This window comes from Rhodococcus opacus (genome assembly GCF_012396235.1).
Lineage (GTDB): Bacteria > Actinomycetota > Actinomycetes > Mycobacteriales > Mycobacteriaceae > Rhodococcus_F > Rhodococcus_F opacus.
Window position 1 is genome coordinate 50151 of the sequence record NZ_JAAXPA010000032.1, and the last position, 14408, is coordinate 64558.

Sequence of the window (14408 nt, forward strand, 5' to 3'; positions counted from 1 at the left end):
CCGTCCGCGCCTCGTCAGACCACTGGAGTAGACAGCACATGACCGAGAACTGGTCGTTCGAGACCAAGCAGATCCATGCCGGGCAGACGTCCGACGCGACCACCAAGGCGCGGGCGCTGCCGATCTACCAGACCACCTCGTACACGTTCGACAGCACCGATCACGCTGCCGCGCTGTTCGGTCTGGCAGAGCCGGGCAACATCTACACCCGCATCATGAACCCCACGCAGGACGCGGTCGAGCAGCGCATTGCCGCGCTCGAGGGCGGCGTCGCCGCCCTGCTGCTGTCCTCCGGACAGGCCGCGGAGACGATCGCGATCCTGAATCTCGCCGAGGCAGGTGACCACATCGTCTCCAGCCCGCGGCTGTACGGGGGCACCTACAACCTCTTCCACTACACGCTGCCCAAGCTCGGCATCGAAGTCTCGTTCGTCGAGGACCCCGACGACCTCGAGCAGTGGAAGGACGCGGTCCGGGACAACACGAAGGCGTTCTACGGCGAGACCATCTCCAATCCCCGCAACGACGTCCTCGACTTGCCCGGCATCTCCGGGATCGCGCATCAGCACGGACTCCCGCTGATCGTCGACAACACGGTGGCCACTCCCTACCTGATCCGCCCCCTCGAGCACGGCGCGGACATCGTGGTGCACTCGGCCACCAAGTACCTCGGCGGTCACGGCACGGCGATCGCCGGTGTCATCGTCGACGGCGGCACGTTCGACTGGACCCAGGGCCGCCACGGCAACTTCACCACGCCGGACCCGAGCTACCACGGCGTCGTCTACTCCGAGCTCGGACCGCCTGCGTTCGCCCTCAAGGCTCGCGTGCAGCTGCTTCGCGACCTCGGTTCGGCGATCTCCCCGTTCAATGCGTTCCTCATCGCGCAGGGCCTCGAGACTCTGAGCCTTCGCATGGAACGACACGTGTCCAACGCGACCGCCGTCGCGCAGTACCTGGAGGCCCGCCCGGAGGTCGTGTCCGTCGGATACGCCGGGCTCCCGTCGTCGCCCTGGCACGACCGGGCGAAACAGATCGCGCCGAGGGGTGCGGGTGCCATCGTGACGTTCGAACTCGCCGGCGGCATCGACGCGGGCAAGAAGTTCGTCAACGCGCTCACCCTGCACAGCCACGTCGCGAACATCGGCGACGTCCGCTCGCTGGTGATCCACCCGGCGTCCACCACACACTCCCAGCTGACCCCCGAGGAGCAGGCCGCCAGCGGCGTCACCCCCGGACTGGTCCGCCTGGCTGTCGGCATCGAAGGGATCGACGACATCATCGCCGATATCGAGACCGGACTTACGGCGGCGGCATCTTGACCGTGAGCGCTGTACAGAACCTGCCCGTGGCGGACGGACGGCTCGGCACCATCGACATCGGATCGCTCGAGCTCGAGAGCGGAACAGTGATCCCGTCGGTGTCCCTTGCCGTGCAGCGATGGGGTGAGCTGTCCCCCAACCGGGACAACGTCGTGCTCGTCGAGCACGCCCTCACCGGTGACTCCCACGTCACCGGACCCGTCACCGACGAGCACCCCTCCCCCGGATGGTGGACCGGAATGGTCGGTCCGGGTGCGCCGATCGACACCGACGAGTGGTGCGTCGTCGCGACCAACGTCCTCGGTGGCTGCCGCGGCACCACCGGTCCCGGTTCGATCGCCGAGGACGGGCGCCCGTGGGGCAGCCGCTTCCCGGAGATCTCCATCCGCGACCAGATCGCGGCCGAGAAGAAGTTCACCGACCTGCTGGGCATCGACAAGCTGGCGTCCGTCGTCGGTGGTTCGATGGGCGGGATGCGCGCGCTCGAGTGGGCCGTCACCTACCCGGACCAGGTGGCGTCGGCGCTCGTTCTCGCGGTCGGCGCCCGCGCGACCGCCGACCAGATCGGCACGCAGACCACCCAGATCGCGGCCATCACCAGCGACCCCGACTGGCAGGGCGGCGACTATCACGGCACCGGCCGGATCCCCCTGGCGGGTCTGCGCATCGCCCGCCGGATCGCGCACCTGACGTACCGCACCGAGAGCGAACTCGACTCCCGGTTCGCGAACTCGCCGCAGGACGGCGAGGACCCGTGGCGCGGCGGACGGTACTCCGTCGAGAGCTACCTCCAGCACCAGGCCGACAAGCTGGTCGGCAGGTTCGACCCGAGCACGTATGTGCTGCTGTCCGAGGCCATGAACCGGCACGACGTGGGCCGCGGTCGCGGTGGCATCGCCGCGGCGCTGGGGACGATCACCGCCCCCGTCATCGTGGGCGGCGTCGACTCCGACCGCCTGTACCCGATCCGCCTGCAGGAGGATCTGGCCAACGACATCCCCACCTGCGACGGTCTGCGGGTGCTCAACTCGCGGGACGGCCACGACGGGTTCCTCACCGAGGCCGCCGCCGTCGCGAAACTGCTCTCCGAGACGATGCAACTGGCACGCGCCGGACGCTGACACCGGCGCCGGACGACGCCCGCTCGGACCGCTAGCCGGTTCCGAGCGGGTCGATCGACACGGCCAGCCACACGATCGCGCCCCCGACGGCCACGAGCGCGCCCACGTCGAAAGGCTTGCTGCGCACCGCGAGCAGTCCGACGCGCTCCGACGGCATCATCAACCGGAAGACCGCCGCGAGCAGCGTGGCGACACCGAACACGAACGCGCCTCGTCGCCACCGATCCGCGAGCACGAACACGACGGCCACGACGATGACGACGAGGACTGCGAGCATCGGCAGATTCTTCTTCGCGAACTGCCCCCAGTCGGCCATGTCAGCCGAGAGACGCTGCGACACGCTCGGCCCGCTCCACGACGTTGGTCAGCAGGAAGGCGCGGGTGAGCGGCCCGACGCCACCGGGGTTCGGGGACAGGAAGCCGGCGACCTCGGCAACGTCCGCCGCCACGTCGCCGCGCAGTCCGTCCTCGGTGCGGCTCACACCCACGTCGAGCACCGCGGCACCGGGCTTGACCATGTCGGCCGTGACCAGCCCGGGTACACCCGCCGCGGCGATGACTATGTCGGCGCGGCGGACCTCGGCGCCGAGGTCCCGCGTACGGGTGTGGCAGAGGGTGACGGTGGCGTTCTCGCTGCGCCGGGTGAACAGCAGACCGATCGGGCGACCCACGGTGACACCGCGACCGACGACGACGACGTGGGCACCCTCGATCGGCACCTCGTACCGGCGCAGCAGGTGCAGGATTCCGCGCGGCGTGCACGGCAGCGGCGCTTCCTTGCCCAGCACCAGCCGGCCCAGGTTGACCGGGTGCAGGCCGTCGGCGTCCTTGTCGGGGTCGATGCGCTCGAGGGCGGTGTTCTCGTCGAGCTGCTTCGGCAGCGGGAGCTGCACGATGTAGCCGGTGCAGTCCGGGTTGGCGTTGAGCTCGTCGATGGTGGCGTCGAGCTTCTCCTGCGTGATGTCGCCGGGCAGGTCGCGGCGGATCGAGGTGATCCCGACCTTCGCGCAGTCGTTGTGCTTCCCGCGCACGTAGGCGGCCGACCCCGGGTCGTCGCCCACCAGAACGGTGCCGAGACCGGGCGTGATGCCCTTGTCCTTCAGGGCGCTCACCCGCACCTTCAGGTCTTCGAAAATCTCGTCGCGGGTCGCCTTGCCATCGAGGATCGTTGCAGTCACGTGCCCCATTCTCTCAGGTTCGCCACACGCGCGTCAGGTCGGTTCCACCACGAGCCCGTTGGCCGTCGCGTACGCGATGGCCTGGGTGAGTTCGATCTGCGCCTTGTCCAGCGAGACCGCCGTCCACAGGTTCGCGTCGACGTGGGCGCCGCGCAGGTCCGCGCCGTCGAATTTCGCGCCGCCGGTGCGGGCGCCGAACAGGTCCGCCGAGCGGAGAACGGCGCGGCGGAGGTCCGTGCGGACGAGGTTGGCCTCCCGGAACCGGCAGTCCGTGAAATCGAGTCCGCGCAGGTCCGCGCCGCCCAGCGACGCGAGCGTGAAATCACATTCGTCGAAGACCATCGGGCGCAGTCGGCAGTTGTCGAATTCCGATCCGAGGAAGCTGCAGTTGCGGAACTCGCTGTGCCACAGCGTCGTTCTGGTGAACGAGCACGAGCGGAACGCCGTCCCCACATGACGCGACTCGGCGAGGTCGGCGCCCGTGAAATCACAGTCGGTGAAGATCACCGACTCGGTGCGGAGTTCACTCAGGTCGGCGTCGCGGAAGTTGCATTTCGTGTAGTGCCGCCGCTGCCAGTTCTGCGCGGGGAGTCGTGCGTCGCCGTAGTCCTCACCCACCACCTCTTCTACCGGATCCATGCGTCCATCATGCCGCCTCGCGGTGTGCCCCTAAGCTGTGCGGGTGTTCCGAGTGATGTTCCACGAGTTGGACAACAACCTCCACAAAACATAGGCAGGTCCCAGCGTGCTGCAACACGCTTGGGGGCTCGGCACCAGACAATGGAGGTGGTCTTGCACCAATTGCCAAGCGTAGCAACCCACACCGTCACCTATGAGGTTGAGAGCGCGTACCCCGAGCCCGTAGAGCTTGGGATCACCTCTGCTCCCGTCGAGTTCATCCGAGAGCGCATCGACGGCGTAGCCCGAATCTCGGGGGATCCGGTCACCGAGGTCTGGAACGACGAGGACGGCTCGACCGTCGCCAGGTTCGAGTCCGGCACCCACCGCATCTACCGTGCGGAAGTGCGTTGATGCCTCAGTACCGTCGCCGACGTGCTCGGCGCGCGCTGCCGCCTGAGTTCGCGGCGAACGGTGCCCTGATCGCCAAGTACGACTGCGTCTGCTACTGGTGCGGGGAGCCGATACTCCCCGGTCACCCGATCCGGTTCCTTAAGCGTCAGCCACTGCATGACGGTCCCTGCTCGATCGCGATGCACGACACCGCATCCGGCTAGTCGACTCGTTCGCTGGGTCACGGACTCCGGTCCGTGACCTGGGGTGCGGGTCGGGTTCCGCGCTGTCGGCCGTTCCGGTACGCCAGGCGTTCTCTTCCCCAGATCACCAAAGCCTCTGTGCCCGTGGGCCCCCAACGGGTAGGCCGCCTCACCAGCGGTGCCGTCGCCCGTCAGAGGGGCCACAGCACCTATTCCTCGATCACACGTAGCTCACCCGGTTAAGGCGGACTCGAGCGGGAACGGCGTGGTAGCCGTACGAGCGCGTGGAACATCCCAGTCCCGGGGACCGACGGGCAATGCCGTGGTCCCGTGCATACCAACCGATCGAAGCGATACGACCGACCGGCATGATGTACTCCCGTACCTTGTGCGGTACGGGGTACGCCCTGCCCTCCCTCCGCTCCACTCCCTCCCGGCACGGCCCGGCCCGAGGGCAGGGCATTGAACACAGCCGCCGTAGGCGTCCGCTCCCAATCTGTACCGACCTACTTGTCGAAGGCCCTCCGTGCAGCGCCCGGACTCGAGTAGCGGTGCAGCACGTCATGTAACCGAACGAGAAGGTCGACAAGGAGATCTACGACAAGTTCGACTACCAGGACACCACGCACCGAGAAGTCGGTTCATCTGGACCTTCGTCAAGGATATCGGAGGACGTCCTCCGACCGTTCCGGCTCGCGGACGCTCGGTCAAACTGCCGGTTCACGACCAGAATCTCTCACGATCTGTGACCCCGCACACGTCGCCGCACCTCAGGGTCCGCCAACTAAGAGGGCTTACGACCGGGGAATTTCATCGATGTGACTCACAACATCTCGGGTTGAGTGTTTCTGTCGGCCACTAGGTGTAGCGTTTGAGACGCCGGAACAGGACAAGGCCCCCACTCGGGGGTTAGATCCCCGAGTCGGGTGCGCTTGACTGCATTTGGTCGATGCCTTTCGAGCGTAACTTAGGCTAGCTCGCCCCTCCAGATGGGGGGCGGATTTCACGGGATCGTTCTTGGATACCGCCGGCCGGAATGGAGGTGGGACCATGTCCCCCATCCGCACCACTCGCGTATCCCGCACTACCCGGACCGTTCGCGTCCCGGTCCGGACGAAGGTCGGCAACACGACGACCACGAAGTCCGTGCCGGCGAAGGTCACCACGGTTACCCGTACGACTACGGTTCGGGGGCGGTGAACATGTCCATGCGTTGCACTGCCCCAGTACAAGGACACCGCTCGGCGAGCGCGCGCGCGAACTGCCCTGCGTGCAGGTCCGGATCCCGGTCGTATGCGTCTTATACGTCGTACACCCGGCCGCCCTCCTACCCTGCGCCGGCCCCCCAGTACCGGGGTAGTGGCAGTGGGCCGTCCAGCGGCGGGAGTCGGCGTCGATCTGCAGGAGGGTTGTTGTACACGGTCGCAGAAGACCGCACTCTTGCCCCCGTTCGCCAGGCAGTCGAGAGGCAAGCGGAGTCCTACCCCGCACAGTCCTACCCTGATCGCTACGACCTCTTTCTTTGCCATGCTTGGGGTGATCGGCAGGGTGCTGCGAAGGAGTTGAACGATCTCCTGGTGGCCCTGGACGTGAAGGTCTGGTTCAGCGAGGTTGCCGTCAAACTCGGTACGTCATTGGTCCGCGAGATCGACAGGGGGCTGAGTAAGTCTCGGGCAGGCATCGTGCTGGTGACCCCGGAGCTGTTCACCAGCCTCAACGCGCAGGGCATCGCTGACAAGGAACTCTCTGCGTTACTCGCGACCGACCTTGTCATCCCCGTCGCACACGGAACGACGTTCGAAGCACTCCGGGACGTCAGTCCCTTGCTTGCCGCTCGTTCTGGGTTGAGCACCGAGAGCTCATCGTTAGAAGAGGTCGCCGCCAAGATCGCCGAGACTGTGGACGTGGACGACTAGGGCGGGTTCCGATCGTTCCGGCATAGGTGGGTCTCGCCGTCCTTGTCAGACGCTGCCGGCCCTCGATGGCCTGCTCACAGGGTTGAGGGGCAGTTCCTAGCCGGCTGAGCCGAACTACGAACCTCACACGGGTGCAACCAGGTTCGGAGCAATGGCGAATGCCTTGCTCGGTCGGATCCCGAGCGTGTGCCACTCCTCGGGGAGGGTCTCGGCCCTCCCCGAGGAGATCTCGCCGTTGAACTGGTACGAGTACCGGCTGTCGAGCCGTTGACGCCACCGGTTGTCCTGATCGACTTGGAAACCCGTACACGAGGGCTCACGCGCATAACGTCCCGGTCTAAAACGGGGGTAGGGGGAGGCTCCCCTGGGTGCCCTGGCACCCCGAACTGAACTGCAGAGATGGGTCGATCAGGCTCGTCGACCTGGTGGGGTCGACCGCGTGAGACGTGCAGAGGTGCCTGCGCGGTCTGACGGATACGCCGGATCCGAGGGCCGACCTGCGACGACGCGGCCCCTCCCGTGTCCAGCCTGTGTGTGCAGCGTGTGCTGCATACCCGAGCAGCTCAACCTGTGCAGTGTGCGTGCGAGCGCACCACCACCACTACCTAGGCAGAGCAGGGACTACTGGGTGCCTGCTCGAGTACCCGGCCTACTGGGCACGTAGTGAGCAGCTTGTGGAGCTGGCCCAGCTCACGCGATCTCGGAGAGATCTCCGGATGCCACCGGAACAGGAATGTTGCCCCTCAGCGTCTCAAACGCCTCGGTTGCCGTCTTTCCTGCTTTCCAGAGGTTTTCGATCGCGAGGATGGCCTCCATGAGTCCGTACGTGAAGCTCTCGTCGTTCTTCGCGAACAGCTTGGTGTCGTCGTCGGTGTAGATGATCGTTCCGTCTGGGAACGTCATCCACCGGCCAGGGCCGATGAGCGGAACTGCCTCGTAACCCCCGTCAACCCAGACAGCACTCTCAGCCTGGCTGTCCATCTTGTCTTCGAAGTTGCCCATTTGAGATTGGCCTCCACTTGTCCGCCTAGCCTACTGAGTCTACGGCGGTGCCCGGCTCTGCTGGCCCCGTGTCCTGCCGCAGCCCGCGAATGTGCATGTGCCAGTCCTGGGGCCTGATCCTTCAGCGGTTTCAACTCCTCACTTCGCCAGGTTTGCTGATAGTGGCGTGGACACCCACGACTGAGCACGCTGTCAATGGGCTCGGTGATACTTTCAAGATCGATGTCAACGAGTAAGGGTGGTCGGCCGCCTCAGAGCTACCTAGTCGACACGCACCCAGTCATCGCCGCGGAGTTTCATCCAGACCTGAACACGGTCGATGTCTCCTCGTTGAGCACCGGATCCCCTCGGAAAGTGTGGTGGTTCCATCATGATGAGGATGGGAAGACGCACGAGTGGCCGGCAACCGTTTCGCATCGAACGGGGGGCCAGGGGTGCGCGGTGTGCGCGGGGAAGCGGGTTCAACCAGGTGTCAACGATCTTGCTTCGCTGAGACCCGAGATTGCAGCGGACTGGCATCCGGAACGGAATGTGCTTACAGCCGAGGATGTTTCGCCCGGGTCGGACAAGAAGGTCTGGTGGCGGTGTCCCGCTGGACACGACTACGAAAACACCGTGTCGAAGCGGACGATCAGCGGTCGTGGGTGCGCTGTGTGCAGTGGCCAGAGTGCATTGGAAGGATTTAACGATCTGTCATCGCGGAATCCGCGACTGGCGGCCGAATGGCACCCCGATCTCAATGCACCACTCACGCCTCGGCAGGTGACGACGGGCTCTGGCCGAGTAGTTTGGTGGCTTGGAAGCTGCGGCCACTCGTTCAAGGGGCGGGTTGACAGACGAAGTGCGGGCTATGGTTGCCCGATCTGTGCTGGGGTTCAAGTCGTTGCAGGAATGAATGACTTGGCAACAACCCATCCCCACATCGCGGCCGAATGGCACCCCCAGCGCAACTTGCCGAGGACGCAGTTCGAGGTCACCGCGGGTTCGGAGATGAAGGTCTGGTGGCTCGGCAACGGTTGCAACCACGAATTTCAGTCTATGATCAGCTCTCGTACGCGCGGCGACGGATGCGGTGTTTGCCATGGCACGCAAGTCGTCCAGGGCGTCAATGACCTCGCAAGCCGCGAACCCGCGATCGCCGACGAGTGGCATCCAACTCGCAATACCCGGCATCCCCGCGAGGTCAATTTTGCGTCGACTAGCCATGTGTGGTGGAGATGCTCATCTGGTCATGAGTGGCGATCAATCGTCCGCACGCGGACGGTGTTCCCCCGCGTCGGTTGCCCAAAATGCAGCGCGTCAGCTCCTGAGAAGGCGCTTTTCGCAGCAATATCCGAAGCCTTCAGCAACGTCGAGCATGATGCCCGTATAGCCGTGAGATGGGGAGCGCACAGGACCTCACGCATCGACATCCTGGTTCGGTTAGGGCACGCCGAAGTCGCCGTCGAGTATGACGGTCAGTTCTGGCATGGCACAAAGCTCGACAAGGACACGGCAAAAACGCTCGCTCTACTCGACGCGGGGTTCTGGGTTGTCCGAGTCCGTGAGGGTAACTTGCCGAATCTGGCAATCAGTCACGCGAATCTCCTGCAGGTTCGTCGTCTGATACGCAATCCAGTGGAATCCACACTCCCTGAGATCGTCGACTGGATTGAGCAAGAGTCAGGACAAATGAGCCTTTGGTAGGTCGCTCCGCTTCTAGCAACCAACTTGATCGCCGTACATCGTTGATGCTTGCCGACGGGCTGGCCCGCATCAGGACCAGCCCCCTCGACTGCGAGCAATGTCAGTTCCGTTGCGGCGTCACGTGCGAGTGCTGTTTATCGTCCCGCCCCCGCCGGCTAGTGCCGCGTGGAGGACACGAGTGCCGTTGAGCGGCATGGTCGATGAACGCTGCTGGGTAGACCCTGCGAGTGCTGAGCGGATCAAGTCCGGTGTCGATTGCGCTGCATGCTGTTCGGCCTGATTCTTGGCCTCGCGTTCGGCGAGGAACTCCTCGTGCTGACGGTGGAGCTCGATGGCGATGTCGTACCACTCTGGATCCGGGTGATCGTCGGGGAGGCCGGGGATCTTCGCGATGTTGCGCTCCTCCAGCCGGCGAGCGACCGCGTGAGCCAGGCCAGCTTCGACGGCATTTGGCTTCTGCTTGGTCGAATGGATCTGGCGGGTGAGCATTGCTGCTGCGCTGGACTTCTTTCGGGTTGTCAATGGATTCTCCTGGCATTGCAATTCGAGTGTGTGGGGGCACGGCCCCCGGCTGTCGATCGCCGGGGGCCGTTCGCGGCGGCTGTTCAGCGGACCATCGTCACGCGGCTGCTGACATTCTGCGGCGTGATCGCCAACGACCGCCGAATCTCAGCGCACTCGCGCAGGGTGTTGATCCCGAACTCGATGCCTTCGCGAGCCGCGGTGTATAACACCTTGTCGAGCGCACCCAACGTCTGATTCACGTTCTTGTACTGGGCGGCGTCGAGCTTGGCAAGCTGCAACGCATCCGCAGGCCGCAGGGTACGAAGCGCAACCTCGACATCGAGACCGGCGAAGCCTGGAAGGTCTCTGGTCCCAGCGACCCACGACGAGACCTTGTCCAGGTAGGCGGCTTCGGTCTGAGCGGTCATGTACGCCTGCACCGCAAGGGGACCCGCCTGAACTAGCGAGTCAGAGTCGACGATGTCGGGGAGACTGGCGACGGCGGCGACATACGCCGCTGCATGCTTGTCGAACTCCGGAGTCAGCTGCTCAATCACGACTGGAACGGCGGCAGTCGCCTTGCCCAACACTTCACGTGCGGCGGCGTCGAGCATTCGACGCTTGGCCTCTTCCAGCGGGGTGCGGCTGAGGTGATCGCCGGTCTTCAACGCCGGCAACAGCCGGTTGGCGAACTCGACAAGCTTCTCCTCTGCGTTGGCGGCGGTGATGTCGGCCAGGTCGAACGGGACCGTGTGACCGGTCTCGACCCAACGGATCGCTTCGAACACCTCGACGGCGGTCGCGAGTTCCTTGGGTAGCTTGACGCCCAAGCTGTTCCAGCGGCTGACGGCGTCGGCGGTGCTGATGTTGTCGTACATAGTTTCCTAACTGTTGTGGGGTGTGCTGTCGCACACCCTGATGGGAGCTGCCTGTTGGCAGCTTGGGTTGCCACCCGTTTCGGGGTGGCCAGTGTGGGGTTCGGTTGTCCGACAGGACAACCGGACAAAAGATCACCGGATGGCCGGTGATCCACCGGATTGTTCAGAGTGGCAGCCGCATTCAGACGGCTGCCAGTGATCGACGTGATCGAGGTCGATCACCTGATGAGGCCGGCCCTCGCCGGCCTAGTCATCTGATCTCTCCCCAACCGCTACGAGGCGGTTGAGGAGTGGGGGGTGGTGGGAACTTGTTCACACCTATAGGGGGGGCCACCACCACCACCAGCCCGCCACCTGCGGAAACGTCCTGCGACTGGTGGTGGACGACCACCACCTACGCGACGTATTCCCACGTGGTCGACTCGCCTTCCCCGGTGCGGTGCAGCAACGCCGCTACGGCACCTCGAGTGAGCTTGTCCTTACAGGTTGCCCGCGACTTGTTGAACTCGTCCGCGACCCGAACCGCGGCCTGGTTGACTCCGACACCCTGGAGGTTCTCGACCACCCAGTGGGCCATGCGGGCGTTCTCGTCCAGGGTCTCCTGCGACCGGTTCTGCTTCGGCCTGTCGTCGATGTCGTTTCGTGAGACCCACGGTCCACGCTTCAGAACCTTGTAGTCGGGGCCGGTCATCGGCTCGGCAACGATCTCCTGCGGTTGGTCGAGCAGGTTGGACTGGACCACCAGCGCAGTGTTGCCGCCGCGAAGTCTGCGCTTGTTGGTCTGGCGTACCTGGATCCAAACACGAGACTTCTGGACGGCTGCGGACGCTCCCATCGGAGGAGCACCGGCGACAGTCATGCCCTTCTCCGACTCGTGGTGGAGGACCACCACGGGAACCCCTCGGTTCGTGAGACGGGTCAACCCGTCGAACACCGTCGTCATCACGGCGGCGTCGTTGGTATCCCCGGTGGCACCCATCAGGTTGTCGAGCACCACGAAGTTGTTGCCCTCGGCCAGGAGATGATCTGCCAGCGCTTCCCACTCGTCAGCCCGTGCAGTGCGCCCGATGTGGTACGCGGGAACGTCGACATCGACATCGGCCAGCGCCGTATGGATACGGTCGCCGTACTCTTCATCCGAGCCGGGATCGGTCCACAAGATCGCCGGCCTCCACAGCTTGGTCTTGTCGGTCGGCTGGATGCCGAGGAAGTCGCGGTCCTCGACCAGCAACGACAACAGCAGTGAGCTGACCAGGTACGACTTCCCGACGTTCGACCTGCCGTAGATCATCGTCACCGACGAGCAGATCACATCAGGGAACACCCAACGCTCATTTCGCTTGGAGCGTTCGTACGCTTCCTTGGTCGTGGAGCGCGGGAACCGCCTCGCGATGTCGATGGTGTGGCTCAAACGGTTGACCTCCTCGGGTCGGTTATGCGCCGAACGTCGGCGCGGTTGTGAGTCCTGGACCACGTGGTCCGGGTTATGTGCGGTTAGGCCTTCTGATCGGCCTTCGTCGCTCGGCGGGCCTCGCGACATCGGGCCGCGTACCGCTTGCGGGCCGCCTTCTGGCAAAGCTGGCATCGTCCGTTCCGACGGTGGGGGCCGTCGTGCGGGTGGTCTGTGCATCTGCGGGCGGGCGTGTCGCCACCTCCTTTGGGATCGGATACGGGTAGTCGTTGGTGGCCGAAGAAGACCCGGTCTGCCGACGAGGGCAGACCGGGTCTCTTGAGTCACTCCCCAACAAGAGAGCGGGATGGTAACCAGCCATCCCGCTACCTGTTACGGAATACTTCGGCGGCTACGCCCGGCGGCATGCACCTTCGGCGCAGGATCTAGGGCCTCGACGAAGTACGAACTTCAGGCCCCGATCTTCGGGCTCCTGCGGCGGCGCTAAGCCTCGCTTCTCAGCAGTGGCCACGGCCCGTTTCCAGGCGTTGCGTTCGTTGCCAGCACGCCGCGTGCAATCTTTGGAGCAGTACTTTTTCGGCTGGCCCCGGTTGCGTTCCGCCCCGTTGGCTACCTGCCAGCGCAGGTTGCATCCGGAGCACTGGCACCCCTGGTGCAGTCGTTCTTGGCGCTGCTGTCCGGGCCAAAAGTCCCAAAGAGGGCCAGGGTGATCGTCTCGACCTTGGTCGGAGCCAATCAGCGCCAACTCGGCGTCGCTGGCATCTGGGTCGAACTCGCAGCGGTACCGGCTGACAGCCGGGGCAGGCATCGGCCCGCCGCAGAAGGCGCAGTTGGTGCGCTTGGTGGTCTTCCACGGTCGGCTACGGCGATCATCGACCGTGAAACCGTGTCCCGCCTCGATCATCTGCCCAGCCGGGTTGTCGAGCGTGTCAGGCTTCGACTGCACTGGCTCGCTGATGTCGCCGCTCTCGAGCTTTTCGTTGTCGGCCTTCGGACGTACGTGTGCAATCTCCGGGCTGTCGTCGCCGTCGTCGCCCATCACGACCGGGGCTTGCTCGACGAGGCACTTCTTGCCCTGGTCGTCGACATCGACAACGTCGTCCAAGCCGCCGTGAAGTGGGGTCGCCACCTCCGGGAGATCGGTCGGATCGACCGCGTTGTCCGTCGCGCCAATGGTCGATCCGGGGTCGTCGATGTCCTCGTCCAGGACTCTTTGCCACGGCTTCTGCTGACGCGACTTCTGTTGACGACTCACGTGAGCACCACCGTGTAGTTGGTCAATTCGTATTCCTTGGGTGTTGGTGGCAGTTCGTCCCGCTGCCGTGGGTTTGCTCGATCTGAGCCGTCGTCATCGCCGACAACCGAAATATACGGTGTGTCTAACTTGTCAGTCAAGCTAGTTAACCGTGCTAGTGTGGCGAAATGACGAACTGGCAGGTGGACCGCGACAGCAAGTACTCCGTGACGACGGACTTCGGCCCGAACTACGAATGGGTCGCGGAGATGCAGTGGCCCGAGGGAGAGACGCAGGGCGGGCCGGCTGTGCTGGTGATCTACCCATCCGACCCCGACACCTGCCCGCCGGGTGGACTGTCGCAGACGGTGCTGAGGGACGTGGACTTCAAGGACGCACTTGACCGACTGCGGGGGAAGTTGGCCGCCTCGAAACGATGGCAACGAGTCCGACAGGACACCGAGGACAAGCTGACCGGGCTGCTGGCCAGTCATGCGGCGAGTGGTGCGATCACGCCCGAGTATCTAGCGCTGCTGTCGCGGATCTACATCGGCGCTGTGAACAACGGACAGGAGAAGCCGCTGGAGCACCTTGCCGCGCTCACGGGGAAGTCAGCGGCGGCAATCAAGAATCACCTGTGGCACGCCACCCGGAAGGGGTTGCTGGAGCGATCGCCAGGCCGTGCGGGCGGTCATCTGACCGAGAAGGGCAGGGCCGTTCTTGAGCCGGTGCTCTCGGACGAGAACGACTGAGTCGAGGCACCCAAACATCAAAACACCCGGCTCAAAATCGATCTGAGGGCTTGCCGGGATCCTCCTGGACTTCCAACGGCGTCGGAGGATCTCCAGCTCCCACAGCGAGGAATGCTCCCGTTCGTCATCCATGCCTACTCAGACGCGGCGTGATGCTCCCAGGTTCCGAGGGGCCTGCCTGCTTTTGGCC

14 protein-coding genes are annotated in these 14408 nt (G+C 64.7%); 6 read left to right on the plus strand and 8 right to left on the minus strand.

Going from position 1 to position 14408, the window contains the following annotated elements; genetic code table 11:
- The first annotated feature begins 38 nt into the window (after nt 1–38).
- Nucleotides 39–1322 carry a bifunctional o-acetylhomoserine/o-acetylserine sulfhydrylase gene (locus HGB39_RS31325; protein WP_005257028.1) on the plus strand — a complete coding sequence of 428 codons (1284 nt, stop codon included), beginning with the start codon at nt 39–41 and terminating at the stop codon, nt 1320–1322.
- Entirely contained in the window at nt 1319–2443 is a 1125-nt protein-coding gene (metX, locus tag HGB39_RS31330) for a homoserine O-acetyltransferase MetX (RefSeq protein ID WP_005560178.1), read from the plus strand. Before HGB39_RS31325 ends, metX begins: the two co-directional genes overlap by 4 nt.
- 31 nt (nt 2444–2474) lie before the next feature.
- Here the strand turns inward: metX and HGB39_RS31335 are convergent, their stop codons facing one another.
- The 3 genes from HGB39_RS31335 to HGB39_RS31345 are packed head-to-tail and all read right to left on the minus strand — an operon-like array spanning nt 2475 to nt 4260.
- Complete coding sequence (locus tag HGB39_RS31335) at nt 2475–2759, minus strand: DUF3017 domain-containing protein (RefSeq protein ID WP_005560179.1); 285 nt, start codon at nt 2757–2759, stop codon at nt 2475–2477.
- A 1-nt stretch (nt 2760) separates the two neighbouring features.
- A complete protein-coding gene (locus HGB39_RS31340; RefSeq protein WP_005257035.1) occupies nt 2761–3621 on the minus strand; it encodes a bifunctional methylenetetrahydrofolate dehydrogenase/methenyltetrahydrofolate cyclohydrolase in 861 nt (286 codons plus the stop codon).
- Between the two features lie 33 nt (nt 3622–3654).
- A complete protein-coding gene (locus tag HGB39_RS31345; RefSeq protein WP_005257037.1) occupies nt 3655–4260 on the minus strand; it encodes a pentapeptide repeat-containing protein in 606 nt (201 codons plus the stop codon).
- Between the two features lie 141 nt (nt 4261–4401).
- On the opposite strand from HGB39_RS31345, the gene HGB39_RS31350 reads away from it, so the two are divergent.
- Nucleotides 4402–4653 carry a hypothetical protein gene (locus tag HGB39_RS31350; protein ID WP_155756051.1) on the plus strand — a complete coding sequence of 84 codons (252 nt, stop codon included), beginning with the start codon at nt 4402–4404 and terminating at the stop codon, nt 4651–4653.
- 1390 nt (nt 4654–6043) lie between these two features.
- Nucleotides 6044–6751 carry a toll/interleukin-1 receptor domain-containing protein gene (locus HGB39_RS39705; protein WP_064080568.1) on the plus strand — a complete coding sequence of 236 codons (708 nt, stop codon included), beginning with the start codon at nt 6044–6046 and terminating at the stop codon, nt 6749–6751.
- Between the two features lie 690 nt (nt 6752–7441).
- On the opposite strand, the gene HGB39_RS31360 is transcribed toward HGB39_RS39705, so the two are convergent.
- Nucleotides 7442–7753: a hypothetical protein gene (locus tag HGB39_RS31360; RefSeq protein ID WP_064080558.1), complete on the minus strand. Its 312-nt coding sequence runs from the start codon at nt 7751–7753 to the stop codon at nt 7442–7444.
- 222 nt (nt 7754–7975) lie between these two features.
- On the opposite strand from HGB39_RS31360, the gene HGB39_RS40620 reads away from it, so the two are divergent.
- The gene (locus HGB39_RS40620; protein ID WP_162276245.1) at nt 7976–9439 is read left to right on the plus strand and encodes a zinc-ribbon domain-containing protein; all 1464 of its coding nucleotides are present in this window, start codon (nt 7976–7978) and stop codon (nt 9437–9439) included.
- A gap of 117 nt (nt 9440–9556) precedes the next feature.
- Here HGB39_RS40620 and HGB39_RS31370 read toward each other — a convergent pair whose 3' ends face one another.
- The 4 genes from HGB39_RS31370 to HGB39_RS31385 form a co-directional block, all read right to left on the minus strand.
- Nucleotides 9557–9961, minus strand: coding sequence for a hypothetical protein (locus tag HGB39_RS31370; RefSeq protein WP_155756052.1), 405 nt, complete (start codon nt 9959–9961; stop codon nt 9557–9559).
- 83 nt (nt 9962–10044) lie between these two features.
- Nucleotides 10045–10821, minus strand: coding sequence for a hypothetical protein (locus HGB39_RS31375; protein WP_064080561.1), 777 nt, complete (start codon nt 10819–10821; stop codon nt 10045–10047).
- A gap of 394 nt (nt 10822–11215) precedes the next feature.
- Complete coding sequence (locus tag HGB39_RS31380; protein WP_064080562.1) at nt 11216–12232, minus strand: AAA family ATPase; 1017 nt, start codon at nt 12230–12232, stop codon at nt 11216–11218.
- 391 nt (nt 12233–12623) lie between these two features.
- The gene (locus tag HGB39_RS31385) at nt 12624–13487 is read right to left on the minus strand and encodes a hypothetical protein (protein WP_155756053.1); all 864 of its coding nucleotides are present in this window, start codon (nt 13485–13487) and stop codon (nt 12624–12626) included.
- A gap of 167 nt (nt 13488–13654) precedes the next feature.
- Between HGB39_RS31385 and HGB39_RS31390 the strand changes: the two genes are divergently transcribed.
- Nucleotides 13655–14218 carry a hypothetical protein gene (locus tag HGB39_RS31390; RefSeq protein WP_081276571.1) on the plus strand — a complete coding sequence of 188 codons (564 nt, stop codon included), beginning with the start codon at nt 13655–13657 and terminating at the stop codon, nt 14216–14218.
- Nucleotides 14219–14408: the final 190 nt, after the last annotated feature.